Raw genomic sequence first — 20,442 nt, forward strand, 5'->3', positions numbered from 1 at the left:
GATGTCGCCCCCTGAGGGGGGTCCCGCTACACGAAGTGAGCGGAGAAGGGGGAGACACGTCTTCGGCCGGAGACAATAGCGCTCTTGCTATTTGTTTTCCCGGAACACGCCATGCCCGATAACTACCTGCCCGAGGTTCGAAACCAATACGAGGCGCTGCCTTACCCGCCCTGCAACCCCGAGGACGACCGCAAGCGGCTGGTGCTGACCTGGCTGGAAGACCTGCCGATGATCAACCACTACTGCTTCGCCGGGAAGCAGTCTTTCCAGAACGGCTTCAAGGCGCTGGTGGCGGGCGGCGGCACGGGGGATGCGACGATCTTTCTGGCGGAGCAGTTGCGCCACACCGATGCGCAGGTGGTGCACCTGGACATGAGCGAGGCCAGCATTGCGCTGGCCAAAACGCGTGCGCAGATTCGCGGGCTGAGCAATATCCGCTGGGTGCATGACTCGCTGCTCAACCTGCCCGCGCTGGCGGCGGAGCTCGGCAAGTTTGACTACATCAACTGCAGCGGCGTGCTGCACCACCTGGCTGATCCTGACCTCGGCTTCAAGGCGCTGCTCAGCGTTCTCAAGGACGACGGCGCCATCGGGCTCATGGTGTACGCCACCTCGGGCCGCACCGGCGTGTACCAGATGCAGGAGCTCATGCGCATGGTCAACGGCAGCGAGGCGGATGCACAGCGCAAGATCGCCAACACGCGCGACCTGCTGGCCAGCCTGCCCGCCACCAACTGGTTCAAGCGCAGCGAAGACCTGCACCACGACCACAAGGCCGGGGACGCCGGCATTTACGACTTGCTGCTGCATTCACAAGACCGCGCCTACAGCGTGGGCGAGCTGTTTGACTGGTTGGGTGGTGAGGCTGATGGCGCAAAAGGCGGTCACGGCATGCACCTGGAGTTCACCGACGTGCAGCGCGGGCGCTCACCCTATCTGCCGCACATGGTGCTGGGCGCCAAGCCGCCGCCCATGACGGCGGCGCTGCGCAAGCTGCCGCTGCGAAAGCAGTATGAGATGGCGGAACTGATGTCGGGCAGCATCATCACGCACTCGCTGTACGTCACCCGAAACGCCGCTTGCACCGCGCCTTATGGCGATGCGGCCTATGTGCCTTTCTACTACCACGAGCCCCTGACGGGTGAGATCGCGGCGCAGGTGTTCGGCAGCAACAAGGGCCAGCCCTTCATGCTCAGGCACCAGCATTCGGGCGTCTCGGTGATGGTCAACCCCGGCAAGTACGGCGCGAAGATTTTGGCGCTGATAGACGGCAAAAAGACCTTCGGCGAGATCTTCGACCAGTTCCGCGCGGCCTGGCAGGGCAAGGCCGCCGCGCCTGACAATGCCGTGCTGTTTGCCGACTTCGCCGAATCGTTCGAGGTGCTGAACGCGCTGGATCGCCTGCTGCTCAGGCATCCCTCGTCTGACGCAGCGATAGCGAAGTAAGAACCGCCCTCAGGCGAGAGAGCCCCACGCACTTTCAGTCTGAGGCGGCTCGGCCGACAACAGGTCCACCACGACCACCAGCTCACCGCCGAAGCGGCCTATGCCCAGGCCGCTCATCAGCTTTTGCTCTTCTTCCTCGGTGGCCATGCGCAAAAAACACAAGGCCTGGTGTTTGCCGGCATGGGTGGCCGGCACGATTTTGAGTTGCGTGACCGAACCAAATCGGGCGCACATGGTTCCCAGCACAGTTTGCAAGGTGGCAATGTCAGGGCATTGCTGCAACTGGTCGAGTTCGAGAGGGTTCATGGATCCTTGCCTGAATAAAAACAATGCGGAACGAAAAAAGGTAAGGGCAGACATCCGGGAGGTGCTGCAGCATGGGGGGTGAAGCAATCACCTCACGTGAGGCGCCGCATACCCACAGCGTAGGACAAAACCGCGCGCACGTCAGTGACGGAACGTTTTGCAACGCTTCTCGCCAACGCTTGCAAATCATCGCCAACACTTGCAAATCTCCCCTGAAAAACTCGCCGCCATGCGTCAGCATCGTTGATTGAATGTTTGAAAAGCAGGTGCTTTCCCGTGTCCGTTTCTGTTCCTCGCGTTGATCCCGCCTTCGCGCTTCATGTGTTGCCCCATTCCGGCGCCGACCGGCTCAGCCGGCTGGCCGCGCGAGCCTGCGCCGCTCCCATCGCCGTCGTCGTGGCGCTGGAAGGCGGCGAGGCGGTGTTTATTGCGGGCAGCGGCTTTTCACCGCAAGAGCGCGAAGGGCTGGTCACGCTGTGCGAAGCCACGCTCGAGTCGCCGCCCCGCATGCCGCAGCTGCCGGCCCGCTGCGCGCCCGACATCCACTTTTACCGCGGCCTGCCGTTGACGCGGGAAGACGGCACCCTGCTGGGCGTGCTGGCCGTCATGGACAAAGTGGCGCGAAGCCTGAGCGCCGAGCAGGAAGAAGACCTGGAGACCCTGGCAGGCCTTGCCGCCGCCCAACTCGACACACGGCACATTCACGCCTTGCAGGCCGCGCAGCAGACCGAAGAAGACGCCCAGCGGCTGGCCACACGCCTGGGCATCACGCTGGAGAGCATCACCGAAGGCTTTTACACGCTCGATACGCAGTGGCGCTTTAACTACCTCAACCGCGAAGGCGCGCGCTTGCTGGGCCGGCCCTCCAAGGAGCTGTTGGGCAAAAGCATCTGGAAGGAATTCCCGGGCGCCATCAACACCCTGTTTTCGGACCAGGTGCGGGCGGCGGTGGCCGGCAACTACCAGGTGGAGTTTGAAGCGCTGTACGCGCCGCTGGAAAAATGGTTCGAGATACGGGCCTATCCTTTCCCCGACGGGGTGGCTATCTACTTTCGTGATGTCAGCGAAAGGCGCCAGGCCAGAGAGCAGCTCATGCTGCTGGAGACCAGCATCTCGCGCCTCAATGACATCGTGCTCATCGCCGAGGCCGTGCCCTCCGGGCGGCCGGGGCTGCGCATCATTTTTGTGAACAACGCCTTTGAGCAACACACGGGCTACAGCCCTGAAGAAGCGCTGGGCCATTCGCCGCGCCTGCTGTGCGGGCCGCTGACGCAGCGCAACGAACTCGAGCGTATCCGCAGCGCCTTCCAGAAGGGCGAGCCGGTGCAGGCCGAACTCATCACCTACAAAAAAAACGGCCGGCATTTCTGGATGGAGGTCGACATCGTGCCGGTGGCCGATGACGCCGGCGTCTTTTTCACCCACTGGGTGGCGGTGGGGCGCGACATCACGCGGCGCAAGGTGACCGAAAGCGAGATCAAGCACCTGGCCTTTTACGACCCGCTGACGCAGCTGCCCAACCGCCAGTTGCTGATGGACCGCCTGGAAGCGGCGCTCAACCACAACCGCCGCCACCCGCGCGAAGGCGCGCTGATGTTCATCGACCTGGACAACTTCAAAACGCTGAATGACACCATGGGCCACCAGAAGGGCGATTTGCTGCTGCAGCAGGTGGCCAGGCGCCTGGGCGCCTGCGTGCAGCCTCCAGACACAGTGGCGCGGCTGGGCGGTGATGAATTTGTGGTCATGCTGGAGGACTTGGGCCAGGACCCGCGCGAAGCCGTCGCCAAAGCCGAAGCGGCCGGCGCGCGCATTCTGGCCGCGCTGACCGAGCCCTACAGCCTGGCGGGCTACCAGCACTACAGCACCTGCAGCATAGGCATTACCTCGTTCAACCAGACCCTGAACAACATCGGCGACCTGCTCAAGCAGGCCGACCTGGCCATGTACCAGGCCAAGATGTCGGGGCGCAACACCGTGTGCTTCTTCAACCCCGCGATGCAGGCCGCCGTGACCGCCAGCGCCGCCTTGCAGTCCGACCTGCGCCAGGGCCTGCGCGAAAAACAATTCCTGCTGTATTACCAGCCGCAGGTGGGGCGCGACGGCCGCATGACGGGCGTGGAGGCCCTGCTGCGCTGGCAGCACAGCGAACGCGGTTTTGTGCAGCCTTCGGAATTTATTCCGGCGGCCGAAGAGGCCGGGCTGATCCTGCCGCTGGGCCAGTGGGCCCTGGAAACCGCCTGCCGCCAGCTGGCCGCCTGGGCCAATCGCCCTGAGACCGCCGCGCTCAGCATTGCCGTGAATGTGAGCGTCCGCCAGTTCCGCCATCCCGAATTTGTCGACCTGGTCATGGCCGCGCTGAAGGAAACCCAGGTCAGCCCCCACAAGCTCAAGCTGGAGTTGACGGAAAGCCTGCTGGCCGAAGACATGGACATCACCATCACCAAGATGGCCAAGCTCAAGAAGATGGGCGTGACGCTCTCATTGGACGATTTCGGCATGGGCTACTCGTCGCTGTCATGCCTCAAGCGCCTGCCGCTGGACCAGCTCAAGATCGACAAATCCTTCGTGGAGGACATCCTGCGCGACCCCAACGACGCCGCCATTGCACGCACCATCATCGGCCTGGCGCAAAGCCTGGGGTTGGGTGTGGTGGCGGAAGGGGTTGAAACCGAGGCGCAGCGGGACTTCCTCTCGCGCCATGGTTGCGACTGTTATCAGGGCTATTTGTTTTGCAAGCCGCTGCCGATTGATGAGCTTGAGGCTTTTATCAAGACACTAAAGATGTAGGTGCGGCCGGCAGCGTGGCCTTGTGGTGCTCCAGCCGGAAGATCACTTCCTTGACGATGCCGTACATCACGGCGCGGTCGCGGTTGGGGTGGTCGGTGAAATGCACGATGGTGGCGCCAAGGCTCACACCGTCGCCTTCATAGCCCACCGTGATGCCGTAGGCCGTCATCAAGGGCCCACAGGCTTTCCAGTCGCGCGTCCATTGCGGCAGGGCCTGGGCGCTGTCCCAGAGGGTGCCGGCGCTTTCATAGCATTCCTCGATGTGCGTGTGGCCCAGCAATTGCGCCAGGTGCCGCTCTTTGGCGATGCAACTGCGGAAATACTCCTGGTCGTTCATGCGCATGGAATTGCTCCTTGGAGGCTGTTCAGCCATGGTAAGTCTGAACCCGCGTGAGTACCAGCCCGGCGTACATCCCGGCGTATACCCCGGCGCATACCCCGGCGCGGGAGGGCCAACCCCACACCTGAGACAATCAGGGCATGTTCGCACCCCTTCAAAACGACACTTTTTTACGCGCCTGCCTGCGTCAGGCTACCGACCACACCCCCGTCTGGCTGATGCGCCAGGCCGGCCGCTATTTGCCTGAATACCGCGCTACGCGCGCCCAGGCCGGCAGTTTCATGGGCCTGGCCACCAATACCGACTACGCCACCGAGGTCACGCTACAGCCCCTGGCCCGCTATCCGCTGGACGCCGCCATCCTGTTCAGCGACATCCTGACCGTGCCCGACGCCATGGGCCTGGGCCTGTCGTTCGCGCTGGGCGAAGGCCCGCGTTTTGCCACACCGGTGCGCGACGAAGCCGCCGTGGCGAAGCTTGAAGTGCCCGACATGAACAAGCTGCGCTACGTGTTCGACGCCGTCACGTCGATCCGCAAGGCGCTCAACGGCCGCGTGCCGCTGATCGGCTTTTCGGGCAGCCCCTGGACGCTGGCCTGTTACATGGTCGAAGGCGCGGGCTCTGACGACTACCGCCTCGTCAAGACCATGCTGTACCAGCGCCCCGACCTGATGCACAAAATGCTGACGGTGAATGCCGACGCGGTCGCTACCTACCTCAATGCGCAGATCGAAGCCGGCGCCCAGGCGGTGATGATTTTTGACAGCTGGGGCGGTGTGCTGGCCGATGCGGCCTTCAAAACCTTCAGCCTGGCCTACACCGCACGTGTGCTGAGCCAGCTCAAACGCGAGCACGAGGGCGTCAAGATCCCGCGCCTGGTCTTCACCAAGGGCGGCGGGCAGTGGCTGGAGGCCATGGCCCAGCTGGACTGCGAAGTGCTGGGGCTGGACTGGACGGTCAACCTGGCCCGGGCGCGCGCCCTGGTCGGCGAAGACGGGCCACACGCCAAGGCCCTGCAGGGCAACCTGGACCCAAACGTGCTGTTTGCCAACCCGGCCCAGATTGAGGCCGAAGTGGCCGCCGTGCTGGACAGCTTTGGCGCGCCCCATACCGATGCCAACCGGCCCGGTCCGGCCCATATTTTTAACCTCGGCCATGGCATCAGCCAGCACACGCCGCCGGAAAGTGTCGAAGTACTCGTGCGCGCAGTGCACGCTCACTCTCGCAAAATGCGCATGGCCCGAGGCTAATGCGGCGGGCAGGCGTGCGAAAGGCCACTGTCTGGTGACGTATTACAAACAGGGCTAGCACAAAATGGTGCACTGGCGTCTGGACTTATGCACAAAATTCTTGTTGCGCCGCCGCAATACAAGAGCCTGAACACACATCGCGCTATCAAAGCAATAGCGCTCGTAAGTTGTTGATTTATATAGAGACTTTAAATTGCTTTTTTTCTGGGCAGTTTAAGAAGAGCCTTGATTTACAAGGCTTCGCGGCCAGAGCTGACGAGCTATCAACAAAGTTATCCACAGAAAATCTGGAAATCTGTAATCGGTTTGTAAATCAAGGACTTAGCGCTTTCTTTGGATGTATCTCTCAAGAATTAAACACATTTAGTTACCCCAATGAGCAATTGGCTTCAAATCGTCGTCGCGGCCCCCGCGCACAGTGCCATCGCCGGGCCACTGACCTACCAAAGTGAGTCGCCACTACCTGTGGGCTCATTGGTGCGCGTGCCATTGGGCAGGCGCGAAGTCCTTGGTGTGGTGTGGGAAATCCTGCCCGACAGCGGCGCCTTGCTTGAAATGCAGACCCGCCATGTCGCGGGCGTGCTGGAGGGACTGCCCCCCTTGTCGGCAACCTGGCGAAAGCTGGTGCAGTTCACGGCGGGCTATTACCAGCGCTCTTTGGGTGAGGTGGCGCTGGCGGCGCTGCCGCCGCAGCTGCGCGACCTGAGCAGCGTGCAGCTGGCGCGGCGCCTCAAACGCCCGGTGGCCGATACCAGCCACGCGCCATCCACGGCAAGTTTGATGGCGCTCAGCCCGGAGCAGACAGCGGCCATTGCCGAATTTGATGTCGACACCCGGCCCGCACTTCTGTTTGGCGCCACCGGCAGCGGCAAAACCGAGGTCTACTTGCGGGCAGCCGCCCGTGTGCTGGAGCAAGACCCGGCAGCGCAGGTGCTGGTCATGGTGCCAGAGATCAACCTCACGCCGCAGTTGCAATCGCGCTTTGAAGAACGCTTTGCCCACCTGGGCAAAGAGCGCGTCGTAGCCCTGCACAGCGGCCTGACGCCGGCTCAGCGCCTCAAAAGCTGGCTGGCCGCCCACGCCGGCCATGCGCGCCTGGTGCTGGGCACCCGCATGGCTGTGTTTGCCTCCATGCCCAACCTGCGCCTGCTGGTGGTCGATGAAGAGCACGATCCGAGCTACAAGCAGCAAGAGGGCGCGCGCTACTCCGCACGCGACCTGGCCGTCTACCGCGCCAAGATCGAAACCGAAGACGCCACGCACGACCACGGCCCCTGCCGCGTGCTGCTCGGCTCGGCCACACCGTCGCTGGAGAGCTGGCAGGCGACCTTGGCGGGCCGGTATCAACGCCTCACGATGAGTGAACGCATCGCGGCCGATGAAGGCGAGCAGGCAAGCCTGCCCACAGTCAGGCGTGTGGACATGAACCACCAGCCCAAGCAGGGCGTGATTGCGCCGCCGCTGCTGGACGCCATTGCACAGCGCGTGGCGCGCGGCGAGCAGTCGCTGATTTTTTTGAACCGGCGCGGCTACGCACCGGTGCTGGCCTGCCACGACTGCGGCTGGAAAAGCGAGTGCCCGCATTGCAGCGCCTTTCGCGTCTTCCACAAGATAGACCGCACCCTGCGCTGCCACCACTGCGGCTACACCGAGCGCGTGCCGCGCGCCTGCCCCAGCTGCGGCAATATCGACATCGCCCCCGTGGGGCGCGGCACCGAGCGGCTCGAAGAGCACCTGGCCGAGCTGCTGGCCGGCGTGAAACGGCCCGACGGTGAGCCGCCCCGCATTGCCCGCATCGACGCCGACACCACACGCCTCAAAGGCGCGCTCGAATCACAGCTGGCCAGCGTGCACGCTGGCGAAATCGACGTGCTGGTCGGCACGCAGATGATCGCCAAGGGCCACGACTTCCGGCACATCACGCTGGTGGCGGCCATCAACCCTGACGGCGCGCTGTTCTCCAGCGACTTCCGCGCGCCCGAGCGGCTCTTCAGCCTCTTGATGCAGGCCGGCGGCCGGGCCGGCCGCGATGCGCGGCACAGCGGCGCCAGTGAAATGTGGGTGCAGACTTTTCACCCTGCCCATCCGCTGTTTGAGGCACTCAAGAAACACGACTACCCGGGCTTTGCGGCGCAGCAACTCGCCGAACGCGAAGCCGCAGGCATGTCGCCCTTTGGTTACTCGGCGCTGGTGCGCGCCGAAGCGCGGGCGCAAGACGTGGCGCAGGGCTTCCTCAACGCAGCCGCGGCCCAGGCCGAAGCGCAGCAGCTCACCGGCGACGGCCAGGTCACCGCCTACCCGGCCGTGCCGATGACGATACAGCGCGTGGCGAATATCGAGCGCGCCCAAATGCTGGTTGAAAGTTCTTCACGCGCGGCGCTGCAACGCTTTCTGGCGGCCTGGCAACCGGTGCTGTTTGAAACGCGCCAGCAGGCTGAATTCAAGAGCCTGATTCGATGGGCGATTGATGTGGATCCGATTGCGATTTGATGGGAGTGGCAAGGGGTCACTTTCAAACCATCATGGCCTATCGGCTCACTCCGTACTAGAAAACGCCGATAACTCTTCCATTAGTCTGCCTGCCACTGGCACTTCGGTGACGCAGATTCCATGTCGGCACGAGGCTCATACGACCTGGTTAACTGCATTGCGCGCTCCGCTATGTCCCATTTTTTTTTGCCGCGGTTGGCTTGCGTTTAGTGGCCTTATTTATAGTCGGTGTTTTCTTCCCAGGCTTTTCCGTATCTTTCCGTTTAAAAAAAAGCGCATCCACTTTTTCGCCTCCAAACTCTTTTCGAAGAGCGTTTCGCGTCCAACCTACATGACGATAGAACACTCCTCGTTCAATTCGCTCCCGGCTCGTTCCATTGAAGTCTTGCTCCCGTCGGCGACGTTCAACTTGCTGGGCATCCGCCGCGGCGACAAAATTCATGTGTTTAGCAAGCAAGTCGCGTAACTTGCCTGCGGTATCTACTTTGAGTGCAAGAAGGTCTTCAAGGAGTACACCGTAAGTTTCATTTTCCGATTTGTTCTTTGGCGGAAGCATTTCAGACAGCAGCGCCTGTAGCGAATCGACGTTCAGCGGTTGATCATGTTGATCAAGGTTCAAATCCTTCTGGACATACGTCTCTCGGTCTTGCAATACTCTTTCAAACTCAAGGTCCACCGTCTCAAGTAAGGCAGACACGCGGTGGATCGCACGTCGCACTGGAGGCGGTACGCTCTGCTCTTGCTTGTACTGCAGCTTGTGAGATGCCGCTGCCCATATGTGCTGCGCTAAGGTGCGAACCTGCAATTCGGCCTTCAATGTACCTAAATCGCTCAAGCTGGGGATGGACAGCCATGCCTTTGGTAGTCGAAGCACGTAGTGCTGTGACTGATAACCAAACTGAGCCTCTCCAAGGCGCTCGGCTGTGTTCTCGCTGCTCAGGACATCGAATGTCGCTTCGATTAGCTTACTTGCCTCAGACACATCCCGGTTGAAAAGTAGGATTGCGCGGACACCAATGAGGTCATCAAGATCGTTCAGCGTTGCAAGGGGCTTCGACTTGCGTTCAATCTTTTCCGAGATCGAGGCGAGTGTCTTCACTCGGCCCTCCAGCGGAACTCCAAGAGTGATGCTTTTTGACTCAAGGAGTTTGCCGACCTGCTCAAGAAGTGCCAACCGCAGTCGCCCCGCTCGACCTGCAATCTCCTGGTATTCTTCTTCGAGTTCTTGCTGATTCATGGACACAGCCTAACTTAATGCATACCGCAAATGCTGCGGCATAACTTGGCGACTTCAACCACAAAAGCGGGCATTGAGACTTGCTTCATCTGAGTGGCTTGCTCTCTAAAAATAGCGACAAACTCGATACTTGTGTCAATGACACGTTTCAAGCTCCCAGCGATTCTCGACCAACTGCATTAGTTTGAACATCCTCTCATCGGAGGAAGATCCAGAAGATCTGGTATCTGTAGCGCTCCGTCATCGACGCCAAAAGCCTACGCGGCCACGCGCCGCTGTTCTTGCCGCGCAGGAAAGGTTTCCCCCTCCGTCACCTGCCGCCAATCCTCCTGCCCCATCCAGTCGCGCAGCGCCACCGCGCCTTTGGGTGTGATCTCCAGCGCGCGCATGCCCTGGCGGCGCAGCAGCCAGCCGCGCTCCAGGCTGTGGTTGCAGATCAGCGTGCCCAGTTGCCCGGCCACGTGAAAGCGGCGCTCGCTCCAGTCCAGGCAGGGGCGGCAGTAAGGCCGCTTGGTGTTGATGCTGGTGGGCGAGGTTGACAGCTCAATGCCCAGGCGCGCCAGCACGGCATTGGCCTTGGGGGTGACGTGGCCGGCTTCGCCGTCAAAGGTGATGGCGCCGTCGGCCAGCAGGTGGTGGGCAATGGCCACGCCGAGGCGGCCGGCGATGTGGTCGTAGCAGCTGCGGGCCATGCGCATGGCAGCGTCTTTGGGGCCGGGCACGACGGCGCGGCGTGGTGCGGGGGCGTTTTGTGCGGCGAGCTGTGTGATGCCTTCCAGCACACGCGCCACCTCCACCGAGGCCAGGCGGTGGTAACGGTGGCGGCCGTGCTGCTCCACGCAGAGCAGGCCGCCTTCGACCAGCAGGGCCAGGTGGCGGCTGGCGGTTTGGGGTGACACATTGCCGACCCCGGCCAGCTCATGTGCGGTGAGGGAGCGGCCGTCCAGCAGCTCCATCAGCATGGCGGTGCGGGCCGGCTCGCCGACCAGCGAGGCGATGTGGGCGATTTGGTTGGTATTCATCATGGTGTTTGACGCCTTGTAGTGCCTACCTTAGCAGCATCGCGCGGCCCATGCTTCGCTCCGTGACGAAGCATCGGGGCAGTGCTTCGCCGCACCATAAAGGCCATGCCGCAAACGCCGCCACCCCACAAGGAGAACCCCATGGAACTGCCAATGACCCCAGCCCTGCAGCCCCCGGCGCCGCGCGCCTTTTACGGGGCCACTGTTGTACGCGCCGCTTTTGTGCTGGCCATCTTCGGCTGGGGCGTGGGCTTTTACAGCCCGGCGATTTTTCTGCATGCGGTGCTGGCCCGTACCGGCTGGGCGCTGCCGCTGGTATCAAGCGCGGTGACTTTTCATTTTCTCTTTGGCGCCGCCGTGGTGGCCTGCCTGCCGCGCATCCATACCCGGCTAGGCGTGGCCGCTACCACCGCCGTGGGTTGCGCGGCGCTGGCCACAGGCTTGCTGGGTTGGGCCCTGGCCGCGCAGCCCTGGCAGCTGTTTGTGGCGGCGGTGCTGACGGGTGGCGGCTGGGTCACCATGGGCGCGGCGGGCATCAACGCCATCATCTCGCCCTGGTTTGTGCGCGGCCGGCCCATGGCGCTGGCCAAGGCCTATAACGGCGCCAGCCTGGGCGGCGTGATTTTCTCGCCGCTGTGGGGCGCGCTGATCGCCGCGATGGGTTTTACCGCCGCCACCGTGCTGGTGGGCGGGGTCATGCTGGCCATCGTGGGGTGCCTGAGTTTTTATGTGATCACGCAGACGCCTGAGCGCATGGGCCAGCGACCTGACGGTGATGCGCCCGGTGCGCCGGCACGCGCCATCACTTCGGCGCATGCCAGGCCCCTGCCGGGCCGCCTGCTGTGGCGCGACCGCAGCTTTCGTACGCTGGCGGCGGCGATGGCGCTCAGCTTGTTTGCCCAGGCCGGTTTGATCACGCATCTGTATTCGCTGTTGGTGTCGGCGATGGGCGCACAGGGTGCGGGCCTGGCGATGGCGCTGGCCACCGCCTGTGCCATTGGCGGCCGCACCGTGGTCGGCAAATGCATGCCGCCGGATGCCGACCGCCGACTGGTCGCCTGCGTGAGTTACGCGGTGCAGATAGGCGGCTCGCTGTTGCTGGCTTGTGCTGCTGAACACCAGACAGCGCTGATCCTGATGGGCGTGGTGTTGTTCGGTGTCGGCATCGGCAACGCGACCTCGCTGCCGCCGCTGGTGGCGCAGGTGGAATTCGTCAAGGAAGATGTTCCGCGCGTGGTGGCGTTGATCGTCGCCATGTCGCAAGGCCTGTGGGCGCTGGCACCCGCCACGTTTGCCTTGCTGCTGGTGACGGGCAACGGAAGCCCGGCGCATCTGGGTGCGGGCACCGGTCTTTACTTTGGCGCGACGGTGTTGCTGCAACTGGCGGCCATCGCCTGCATGCTGGGCGGCCGCAAGCCGGCTGCCTGACTCATGCCAGGCGCGGTGTGGAGCCCGACTTGCAGGCCTCCGCACGCGCCAGCAGCAACTCGCGTTCGCGCAGATTGCGCGTGAGCGAGGCGGCGCGTTCGAACTCCGCATGCGCTTCTTCGAGCCGGCCGAGCTTGAATAAGAAGTCCGCGCGTACGCTGGGCAGCAGGTGGTAGTTTTTCATCAGGGGCTCGGTGAGCAGCGCGTCAGCCACTTCCAGCCCCGTCGCCGGGCCAAAGGCCATGGCCAGCGCCACGGCGCGATTGAGCTCCACCACCGGCGAGGGCATCAGCTGCGCCAGCGCATCGTAGAGCGCGGCAATGCGATGCCAGTCAGTGTCGGCGCCTGTGGGCGCACGTGCATGGCAGGCGGCAATGGCGGCCTGCAGCGCATACGGCCCCAGCGCGCCGCCCAGCGCCTCGGCGCGCGCCAGCGCGGCAAAACCGCGGCGTATCAGGATGTGGTCCCAGCGTGCGCGGTTTTGCTCCAGCAGCAAGATGGGTTCACCCGACGGGCCGGTGCGCGCCTTGGCGCGAGAAGCCTGGATTTCCATGAGCGCTACCAGTCCATGCACTTCGGGCTCCTGCGTCGCCAGCTCGGCCAGCACGCGCCCCAGCCGCAGGGCCTCATCGCACAGCGCGGGCCGCATCCAGTCGCCGCCCGAGGTGGCCGAATAGCCTTCGTTGAAGATCAAATAAATGACCTCCAGCACCGAGGCCAGCCGCGCATCGCGCTCGGCGGGGCCGGGCACTTCAAAGGGAACACGCGCCTCGGCCAGGGTGCGCTTGGCGCGCACGATGCGCTGCGCCACGGTGGGCTCGGGTACCAGGAAGGCACGGGCGATCTCATCGGTGCTCAGGCCGCCCAGCAGCCGCAGCGTCAGCGCGATGCGCGCCTCGGTCGACAGCACCGGGTGGCAAGCGGTGAAGATCAGGCGCAGCAGGTCGTCGCCGTAGTCGTCATCGCCGCCTTCTCCGGAGCCGGGCTCGTCTACATCGGCGAAAGCCATTTCCTGCTCCAGCTCGAGTTCATGGCCAAGCTCTTCATGCTTGAGCGCGAGCAGCTTGCGCCGCCGCAGGTAGTCGATGGCGCGGTGCTTGGCCACCGCCATAAGCCAGGCGCCCGGGTTGTCCGGCACGCCGGTTTTGGGCCAGCGCTCCAGCGCGGTGACCAGCGCGTCCTGCGCAATCTCTTCGGCCAGGCCGACCTCTTGCACCATGCGTGCAACCTTGGCGATGACCTTGGCCGACTCGATGCGCCAGACAGCATCGATGGCGCGATGGGTTTCATGCGACGCCATGCGGCTTCAGGCGCTCTTGTTCTTTCCGCTCGGGGCCTGCTGCATCTCGGTGAAACCGGCGGCGGCCTCCTGCACGTCGGGCGGGAAGTCCGACATCTCCTGCACCTGGCGCACTTCGATGATTTCGTTTTCTCCGCCCGGGCAGCGTGAGGCCCATTCAATGGCTTCGGCACGCGACGCCACATTGATCATCCAGTAGCCGCCCAGCACTTCGCGGGCTTCGGCAAAAGGGCCGTCGCTGACGTGGGCCTTGCCACCGGGGAAGGTCACACGCGCGCCCATCGAGGGCGGGTGCAGGCCGTCCAGCGCGATCAGCACGCCGGCTTTTTGCAGGGCTTCGTTGTATTTCATCATCGCGGCTACGGCGTCAGCATCAGGCATCGTGCCGGCAGCGGCGGTTTCGTAGCCTTTGGGGATCATCAGCATCATGAATCGCATTTGAGTACTCCTTGAATGTAGGGGTGTGGAGTGGTTGAGCCGGGCTTACTTTTCCGCAGCGGCCTTCATGGCGGCCAGACCATCTTCAAAGTCCTTGCCCACCATCTTGTCGATGTTGAAGAAGACGTGCATCACCCTGGACATCAGCGGCGCGGGGCCGGACATGTCCCAGCTCACCACACTGCCGCCGGCCTGCGGCTGGATGGTGAACACCACCTTGTTGTGCGCCTCGAAAGGCTTGGTGAAGTTCAGGTCAATCTTGACCATGGAGGAAGGCACCGACTCGGTGATCAGCATGTCGCCGGTGCCGACTTCCTTGCTTTCCCAGGCGTAGGCCGCGCCTTTGCCGGTGGCCGGGCCGCTGAAGCTGCGCTTCATCGCGGCGTCTTTCTTCTCCCAGGGCGACCAGGCGGCCCACTGTTTGTAGTCGTTGATCAGCGGGAAGATTTTTTCAGGCGGCGCCTGAATGGTGGCCTGGCGCTGCACGCGGAAGGTGTCTGGTTTGTTGGCGGCGAGTATCAGCACGGCCACGATAAAAACGACGATGGCGACGGCTGCGATAAGGGCGATGGTTTTGAACATGTCAATCTCCTGAGTTGGTGTTCGCTTACTTTTTGAGGAAGGGGCGAGCGCCGGATTTATCGGCCTTTTATGGCCTGAAAAACGTCTGCTCTACCGGTACGACGAACGGAAAACGCGAAATCGACATGGTTGGCCAAAATTTTTCAAATTATTTTTGACCACCGCCTGAACCGCCCCTGAACCTCAGGCGGCGGCGAAATCCGCGGCTTCATACAGCAGCCGGATCTCGACCTCCACCTCTTCCGTATCCCGAAACGGGAAGGGATACGCCAGCGCCCAGTCCACCGCAGCCTGCAGCGACCGCGCCTGGATGATCCAGAAACCGGCCAGCAACTCCTTGGCTTCGGCAAACGGCCCGTCCATCACGCTGGGTTTACCCCGGGTGAATTTCATGCGGGATGCGCTGGCGCTGGGCTTGAGTCCTTCGCCCATCAGCAGCACGCCGGCCTTGACAGCCTCGTCATTGCGCTGGGCCATGCGCCCCAGCCACTGGGCGTCGGGCACGATGCCGGCTTCGGCCCGGTCATTGGCCTTGAGCAAAATCATGAAGCGGCGGAAGCCCTCAGGCAGGGGCGGTGCGCCTTCGCCGGCCACGCCGCGCAGGCCGCCGGGGCAGCCGCCTTCGCGGATTTCCAGCGAGGTGTTGCCGTTGGCATCTTCCTGGGGCCAGCGTTTGAGCCACTCAAGGGCGTCCTGCCGCGAAGCCGCCTCGATCATGGTGAAGCCGGCGATCAGCTCTTTCGCTTCGGTGAAGGGGCCGTCGGTCACCGTGGGCTTGCCACCCGAAAACCGGATGAGCGCGCCCTTGGAACTCGCCTGCAAGCCCTCGCCGCCCAGCAGCATGCCGGCTTTGGCCAGTTCTTCGTTGTAGGCGCCCATGGCCGCCAGCAGCGCGGGGCCGGGCAGCTCGCCGGCCTCGGTGCTGGCGTCGGCTTTGCGCAGGATCATGTATTGCATGCGTGAAGTCTCCTCAGGATGGCAGTCCCCGGTTTTTACCTCAAACGCGGGGCCTGCGCGTTTCAGCGCTGCGCCTCGACCTGGCGGCGCAGGCGCTCCTCGGCTTCGCGAAGCTCCGGCGTGAATTCAGCGCCGAAGTCTTCGGCCGAAAACACCTGGCGAATTTCAATTTCGGCTTCGCTCTCGGGCGGAAAGGGCGCGCGCTTGACCCATTCAATCGCTTCTTCTTTCGACGAGACCTGCAGTATCCAGAAGCCGGCCACCAGCTCCTTGGTTTCGGGGAAAGGCCCGTCGATCACACTGCGCTTGCCGCCCGAGAACCGGACGCGCGAGCCTTTGGCGCTGGGGTGCAGCCCCTCGCCCGCCAGCATGACGCCGGCCTTGACCAGTGATTCGTTGAACTTGCCCATATCGGCCAGCAGTTGTTCGGTGGGCATTTCCCCGGCTTCGCTGTGCTTGTCGGCTTTGACCAGAACCATGAATTTCATTTCGGACTCCTTGAGGTGGTGTTGGGAGCGGAGAGCCCGGACAACCCGGGCAAAAACATCCTGCTCTTACCGGTACGACGAGCGGGTAGGGCGAAATCGACAGCTTGTGGCCATCTTTTTTCAGGTTTTTTTGTAACAGTGGCCGAAAAAGCCAGCAGGCCGGCTGGCCGGTTCGGGGCTGTTCAGGTCAGCAGGGCCACCGCCGCCGAGAAGCTGAAGAAAGCCAGCACGGTAGACAACAAGATGATGCGGGCAATGCGCCCGTTGTCAGCGCCGAAGCGCTCGGCCAGCAAGGCCACATTGCTGGCGCTGGGCAGGGCCGCCACCAGCACAATCACCGTCAGCGCAAACGGCTGCAGCGGCACTCCCACCGCGATGGCGCCCAACCCCACCAGGCCCACCAGCACTGGGTGCAGTACCAGCTTGATCAGCGCGACCGGCACGTACTCTTTCAGTGGCGTGGCGGCCGTGCTGTTCATCTGCGAGCGCGCCAGCACCGCGCCTATGGTGAACAGCGCCACCGGCGAAGCCGCATCAGCCAGCAGCCCCACGGTCTGCATCACCGGCGCCCACAACACCACGCCAAAGCCCGACGACAGCGCGCCCAGCACAATGGCCCAGGGCATGGGGTTGAGTGCCACGCCCTTGAGCGCCTTTTGTGCGGCGACTTCGGCGCCATGGATATCGGCCGAATCCAGCCGCGACAGCGCGATGCATAGCGAACTCGTCACCAGCAAATCGACCAGAATGGTGACGATGGCCGGGCCGGCGGCCTGCGCGCCCAGCAACGCGACCAGCAAAGGCACGCCCATAAAGCCGGTATTGGGAAAGGCCGCCACCAGCGCGCCGAAAGACGCATCGTTCCAGGCAATGCGGCCCTTGCGCGTGATCATCACGGTGAAAGCCACCATCAGCAGCGCACACACCAGATAGACGGCTACCAGGCTGGCATCCAGCAACTGTGCAATCGGCGTGCCCGCGCCAAAGCGGTACAGCATGCAGGGCAGCGCGAAATACAGCACAAAGGTATTGAGGCCGGGAATAGCCAGCTGCGGCAGCAGCGCGCGCCGCGCCGCCACGTAGCCGCACAACACCAGGGCAAAAAACGGAAAAGTGACGAGGAGAATGCTTAACACAAAGCGTATTGTCACCGGCAAGCACGGGTGAAGGCTGACCGCCGCTGACTGGCTATGATTCCGGCTGCTTCTTTGTCTTCTGTCTGGATTTCCCCCGGCCCCACCCGTCTGCCTGCATGTCGTCACCCTCTCCCGCGTCCTCCGCTGCGTCCCCCATCGCCTCTGGCCTGAACCTCGCCCAGCAAGAAGCCGTCAATTACCTGCATGGCCCCTGCCTGGTGCTGGCCGGCGCCGGTTCGGGCAAGACGCGGGTGATCACGCACAAGATAGGTCGGCTGATCCAGTCGGGGCTCAAGCCCGAGCAGATCGCCGCGATCACCTTTACCAACAAGGCCGCCGCCGAAATGCGTGAGCGGGCCAAGGCACTGATCGGCAAAAGCGCCAAGGGCGTGCTGGTCTGCACCTTCCATGCGCTGGGTGTGCGCATGCTGCGCCAGGACGGCGCGGCGCTGGGCCTCAAACCCCAGTTCTCCATCCTCGACAGCGACGACGTGACCAGCATTCTGAAAGACGCCGGCGGCAGCACCGATGCGGCCACGGCGCGGCAATGGCAGTGGACCATCAGCCTCTGGAAGAACATGGGCCTCAATGCGGCTGAGGCCATGGCGCAGGCCAATGGCGATGAAGAACGCGCCATCGCCCGCGTGATGGCGCACTATGAAGAACGCCTGACAGCCTACCAAAGCGTCGACTTCGACGACCTGGTGGGTTTGCCGCTCAAGCTGCTGCGCGAGCACGACAGCGTGCGCACCAAGTGGCAGGACTCTTTGGGCCATGTGCTGGTCGATGAATACCAGGACACCAACGCCACGCAATACGAAATGCTCAAGCTGCTGGTGGGCCCGCGCGGGCGCTTCACCGCGGTGGGCGACGACGACCAGTCCATCTACGGCTGGCGCGGCGCCACGCTGGACAATCTGAAGAAGCTGCCGCAGGACTATCCCAACCTCAAGGTCGTGAAGCTCGAGCAGAACTACCGCTCCACCAGCGCCATCCTGCGCGCGGCCAACAATGTGATTGGCCCCAATCCCAAGCTCTTTCCCAAGACACTGTTCAGCGAGCTTGGTGAAGGTGAGCCGGTGCGTGTGATCGATTGCGACAGCGAAGAGCACGAGGCCGAGCGTGTAGTGGCCCGCATCCAGAGCCTGCGCGCCGAAGGCAGCCTGCAGGCCGAAGGCGGGCAGTTCAAGGAGTGGAAAGACTTTTGTGTGCTCTACCGCGCCAACCACCTGGCCAAACCTTTCGAGAAAGCCTTTCGCAAGGCCAACATTCCCTACAAGGTCTCAGGTGGGCAAAGCTTTTTTGACCGTGCGGAGATCAAGGACCTGTGCTGCTGGATGCGCCTGCTCGTCAACAACAACGACGACCCGGCGTTTATGCGCGCGGTGACCACGCCCAAGCGCGGCATAGGCCACACCACGCTGGGCGCTTTAGGCAACTTTGCCAGCCAGTCCAAACAAAGCCTGTTTGAAGCGCTTTTCAGCAACTCGCTGGGCTCGGTGCTGCCGGCCAAGGCGGTCGGCTCGCTGCACGAATTTGGCCGTTACCTCAACGACCTCGAGTACCGCGCCAAACGCACCGTGGGCGCCGAAGACGCGCGCGCCTTTCTGAACGACTGGCTCAAGGAAATCGATTACGAAAAACACCTGTACGACGGCGAAGACAGCGAAAAGCTGGCTGCCGCGCGCTGGACCAACGTGATGGATTTTTGCGACTGGGTGGCCCAGCGCTGCGGCGGGCAGATCGACGACACCTCAGGCGCAGTCGTGGCTGCCGAAACCAAAACCATGCTGGAAGTGGTGCAGACGATTGCGCTGCTCTCGACCATCAGCGAACGCGAGGGCGACCAGAACGTGGTGACGCTTTCCACCCTGCACGCCGCCAAAGGGCTGGAGTGGCCGCATGTGGTGCTGGCCGGCGTCAACGAGGGCCTGCTGCCCTTCAAGCTCGAAGACGACGACGGCAGCAACACCGACAACATCGCACTGCGCCTGCAGGAAGAGCGCCGCCTGATGTACGTGGGCATCACCCGCGCACAGCGCACGCTGGCGGTGAACTGGCTGCGCAAACGCAAAAAAGGCCGCGACATGATTCCCGGTGCGCCCAGCCGCTTCATCGCCGAGATGGCGCTGGACAAGGCCACGGTGAAAGAAGATCCGCGCGAAAAGCTCAAGGCTTTGCGTGCGGAGTTTGCCAAGAAGTCAGCGGATGGGATTGCGGCGGCTGCCGCGGCGGCAGAGACGCGCTAGCCTGTTGAATTGTGCTGAAGCCTGCCTCATTCTTTCCATTAAATTCTGACCTACTCTCATTGTTAGGAATAGGCAGGGTCTACGTGGATCAGGCTTGAACGGGAATTACTGTTCTAACTGGTGTTGAATTGCGCTGGAGCCTGAACCAATCTTTTCATCAACTCCGCACCCACACTCCTTGGTCACGATGTAGGCGGCGCCCCTAGATTTCGCTGCTTTCAGAGGCTAGCAAGGTAGCGCTTATGTGGGTCAGACTTGGATAGAAATTCCCGCGCTAACCGGGTCAGATCTCAGCGGAATTCAACACTCCATTCGCATCTAAAACGGCCAGTGCCCTCGTGTATGTCTTCTGTCCTTCTATTTCGACCACTACAGAGCGTTGGATACGGAGGCTGTACTTAGATGATTTCATGGTTTTCCTAATGGGTAGAAGGTAGTGCGTTGATTCTTTGCATCCCAATAAAATTGGATATCTATGCCGCCCGTCTTCATATTCATAGTGTGACCTACAGGCCCTAGAGAGGTGACTCAATCACGCAAGTACCACCAAGAACAATACAAATTTGGCTCGAGAGTCACTTCGGCCTCTGATTTCCCGCCGGGAGTATCAAATACAACATGAATACCTGAACCTCTTTGAGTGGAGCGAATTTCTATCAAGCTTGCATTTTCCGAAGACACGGAGACCATCTCTTGGCCAGCAGATCTCAAAACGACCTGAAACGATTCAGAAACGGCACTGAAGGAAAAATCTAATTCACTTGCACCGTTGTTCGACGTTTTTACGTACCGGCAGTAAGCCATTGACGCATCAACTTCAACAGGCTCAATCCCAAAAGACTGCAAGAAGTCCAATTCGCTAGGAAATTTCATTTTTCTTCTCTTAGTGTTGAATTGCATTGAGGTTTGATCCAATCTTTCCATCAACTCTTGACCCAGACTCATTGATCACGATGTAGACGCCTCCCCTAGATTTCTCTGCC

The 20,442-nt window shown here is 62.3% G+C and carries 17 protein-coding genes; 6 read left to right on the forward strand and 11 right to left on the reverse strand.

Annotation, left to right across the window (positions count from 1 at the left end; genetic code table 11):
* Positions 1-111: 111 nt before the first annotated feature.
* A complete protein-coding gene (locus BM408_RS19670) occupies positions 112-1,446 on the forward strand; it encodes a class I SAM-dependent methyltransferase (RefSeq protein WP_092132093.1) in 1,335 nt (444 codons plus the stop codon).
* A gap of 9 nt (positions 1,447-1,455) precedes the next feature.
* Here BM408_RS19670 and BM408_RS19675 read toward each other — a convergent pair whose 3' ends face one another.
* Entirely contained in the window at positions 1,456-1,752 is a 297-nt protein-coding gene (locus BM408_RS19675) for an RNA-binding protein (protein ID WP_092132095.1), read from the reverse strand.
* Positions 1,753-2,028: 276 nt separating this feature from the next.
* Here BM408_RS19675 and BM408_RS19680 point away from each other — a divergent pair, with 276 nt between their 5' ends.
* Positions 2,029-4,542, forward strand: coding sequence for a GGDEF and EAL domain-containing protein (locus BM408_RS19680; protein WP_092132096.1), 2,514 nt, complete (start codon positions 2,029-2,031; stop codon positions 4,540-4,542).
* Here BM408_RS19680 and BM408_RS19685 read toward each other — a convergent pair.
* Positions 4,523-4,885 (reverse strand): aminoacyl-tRNA synthetase, encoded by a 363-nt coding sequence (locus BM408_RS19685; protein ID WP_092132098.1) that lies wholly within the window; start codon positions 4,883-4,885, stop codon positions 4,523-4,525. The two genes, BM408_RS19680 and BM408_RS19685, sit on opposite strands and share 20 nt — an antisense overlap.
* A gap of 137 nt (positions 4,886-5,022) precedes the next feature.
* Between BM408_RS19685 and hemE the strand changes: the two genes are divergently transcribed.
* The gene (hemE, locus tag BM408_RS19690; protein WP_092132100.1) at positions 5,023-6,132 is read left to right on the forward strand and encodes a uroporphyrinogen decarboxylase; all 1,110 of its coding nucleotides are present in this window, start codon (positions 5,023-5,025) and stop codon (positions 6,130-6,132) included.
* Positions 6,133-6,507: 375 nt separating this feature from the next.
* On the forward strand, positions 6,508-8,622 hold the full coding sequence (gene priA, locus BM408_RS19695; protein WP_092132101.1) for a replication restart helicase PriA: 2,115 nt from the start codon (positions 6,508-6,510) through the stop codon (positions 8,620-8,622).
* A 169-nt stretch (positions 8,623-8,791) separates the two neighbouring features.
* On the opposite strand, the gene BM408_RS19700 is transcribed toward priA, so the two are convergent.
* Together BM408_RS19700 and BM408_RS19705 are read right to left on the reverse strand one after the other, a co-directional pair.
* Complete coding sequence (locus BM408_RS19700; RefSeq protein ID WP_092132103.1) at positions 8,792-9,859, reverse strand: GTP pyrophosphokinase; 1,068 nt, start codon at positions 9,857-9,859, stop codon at positions 8,792-8,794.
* A 257-nt stretch (positions 9,860-10,116) separates the two neighbouring features.
* Positions 10,117-10,881: an ArsR/SmtB family transcription factor gene (locus tag BM408_RS19705; RefSeq protein WP_175541856.1), complete on the reverse strand. Its 765-nt coding sequence runs from the start codon at positions 10,879-10,881 to the stop codon at positions 10,117-10,119.
* 141 nt (positions 10,882-11,022) lie between these two features.
* On the opposite strand from BM408_RS19705, the gene BM408_RS19710 reads away from it, so the two are divergent.
* Positions 11,023-12,309: an MFS transporter gene (locus BM408_RS19710; protein WP_175541850.1), complete on the forward strand. Its 1,287-nt coding sequence runs from the start codon at positions 11,023-11,025 to the stop codon at positions 12,307-12,309.
* 1 nt (position 12,310) lies between these two features.
* Here BM408_RS19710 and BM408_RS19715 read toward each other — a convergent pair whose 3' ends face one another.
* The 6 genes from BM408_RS19715 to BM408_RS19745 form a co-directional block, all read right to left on the reverse strand.
* Positions 12,311-13,609 (reverse strand): RNA polymerase sigma factor, encoded by a 1,299-nt coding sequence (locus tag BM408_RS19715; RefSeq protein WP_092132107.1) that lies wholly within the window; start codon positions 13,607-13,609, stop codon positions 12,311-12,313.
* A 6-nt stretch (positions 13,610-13,615) separates the two neighbouring features.
* Entirely contained in the window at positions 13,616-14,047 is a 432-nt protein-coding gene (locus BM408_RS19720; RefSeq protein ID WP_092132109.1) for a YciI family protein, read from the reverse strand.
* A gap of 45 nt (positions 14,048-14,092) precedes the next feature.
* Complete coding sequence (locus BM408_RS19725; RefSeq protein ID WP_092132111.1) at positions 14,093-14,629, reverse strand: SRPBCC family protein; 537 nt, start codon at positions 14,627-14,629, stop codon at positions 14,093-14,095.
* Between the two features lie 183 nt (positions 14,630-14,812).
* Positions 14,813-15,586 (reverse strand): YciI family protein, encoded by a 774-nt coding sequence (locus BM408_RS23085; RefSeq protein ID WP_217649449.1) that lies wholly within the window; start codon positions 15,584-15,586, stop codon positions 14,813-14,815.
* A 62-nt stretch (positions 15,587-15,648) separates the two neighbouring features.
* Positions 15,649-16,074, reverse strand: coding sequence for a YciI family protein (locus BM408_RS19740; RefSeq protein ID WP_092132112.1), 426 nt, complete (start codon positions 16,072-16,074; stop codon positions 15,649-15,651).
* A gap of 182 nt (positions 16,075-16,256) precedes the next feature.
* Positions 16,257-17,210, reverse strand: coding sequence for an AEC family transporter (locus BM408_RS19745; RefSeq protein WP_092132198.1), 954 nt, complete (start codon positions 17,208-17,210; stop codon positions 16,257-16,259).
* A 116-nt stretch (positions 17,211-17,326) separates the two neighbouring features.
* On the opposite strand from BM408_RS19745, the gene BM408_RS19750 reads away from it, so the two are divergent.
* Positions 17,327-19,459 (forward strand): ATP-dependent helicase, encoded by a 2,133-nt coding sequence (locus tag BM408_RS19750; protein ID WP_092132114.1) that lies wholly within the window; start codon positions 17,327-17,329, stop codon positions 19,457-19,459.
* A gap of 528 nt (positions 19,460-19,987) precedes the next feature.
* Here BM408_RS19750 and BM408_RS19755 read toward each other — a convergent pair.
* Complete coding sequence (locus tag BM408_RS19755) at positions 19,988-20,332, reverse strand: hypothetical protein (protein WP_092132199.1); 345 nt, start codon at positions 20,330-20,332, stop codon at positions 19,988-19,990.
* Between the last annotated feature and the right edge of the window lie 110 nt (positions 20,333-20,442).

This window comes from Polaromonas sp. YR568 (assembly GCF_900116715.1).
Lineage (GTDB): Bacteria > Pseudomonadota > Gammaproteobacteria > Burkholderiales > Burkholderiaceae_C > Polaromonas.

Excerpts from the sequence above, each read along its gene's own strand:
- hemE (WP_092132100.1), top strand. The coding sequence starts at position 5,023 with ATGTTCGCACCCCTTCAAAACGACACTTTTTTACGCGCCTGCCTGCGT.
- BM408_RS19755 (WP_092132199.1), bottom strand. The coding sequence starts at position 20,332 with ATGAAATTTCCTAGCGAATTGGACTTCTTGCAGTCTTTTGGGATTGAG.
- BM408_RS19740 (WP_092132112.1), bottom strand. The coding sequence starts at position 16,074 with ATGAAATTCATGGTTCTGGTCAAAGCCGACAAGCACAGCGAAGCCGGG.
- BM408_RS23085 (WP_217649449.1), bottom strand. The coding sequence starts at position 15,586 with ATGCAATACATGATCCTGCGCAAAGCCGACGCCAGCACCGAGGCCGGC.
- BM408_RS19725 (WP_092132111.1), bottom strand. The coding sequence starts at position 14,629 with ATGTTCAAAACCATCGCCCTTATCGCAGCCGTCGCCATCGTCGTTTTT.
- BM408_RS19685 (WP_092132098.1), bottom strand. The coding sequence starts at position 4,885 with ATGCGCATGAACGACCAGGAGTATTTCCGCAGTTGCATCGCCAAAGAG.
- BM408_RS19750 (WP_092132114.1), top strand. The coding sequence starts at position 17,327 with ATGTCGTCACCCTCTCCCGCGTCCTCCGCTGCGTCCCCCATCGCCTCT.
- BM408_RS19700 (WP_092132103.1), bottom strand. The coding sequence starts at position 9,859 with ATGAATCAGCAAGAACTCGAAGAAGAATACCAGGAGATTGCAGGTCGA.
- BM408_RS19675 (WP_092132095.1), bottom strand. The coding sequence starts at position 1,752 with ATGAACCCTCTCGAACTCGACCAGTTGCAGCAATGCCCTGACATTGCC.
- BM408_RS19670 (WP_092132093.1), top strand. The coding sequence starts at position 112 with ATGCCCGATAACTACCTGCCCGAGGTTCGAAACCAATACGAGGCGCTG.
- BM408_RS19715 (WP_092132107.1), bottom strand. The coding sequence starts at position 13,609 with ATGGCGTCGCATGAAACCCATCGCGCCATCGATGCTGTCTGGCGCATC.
- BM408_RS19705 (WP_175541856.1), bottom strand. The coding sequence starts at position 10,881 with ATGAATACCAACCAAATCGCCCACATCGCCTCGCTGGTCGGCGAGCCG.
- BM408_RS19710 (WP_175541850.1), top strand. The coding sequence starts at position 11,023 with ATGGAACTGCCAATGACCCCAGCCCTGCAGCCCCCGGCGCCGCGCGCC.
- priA (WP_092132101.1), top strand. The coding sequence starts at position 6,508 with ATGAGCAATTGGCTTCAAATCGTCGTCGCGGCCCCCGCGCACAGTGCC.
- BM408_RS19720 (WP_092132109.1), bottom strand. The coding sequence starts at position 14,047 with ATGCGATTCATGATGCTGATGATCCCCAAAGGCTACGAAACCGCCGCT.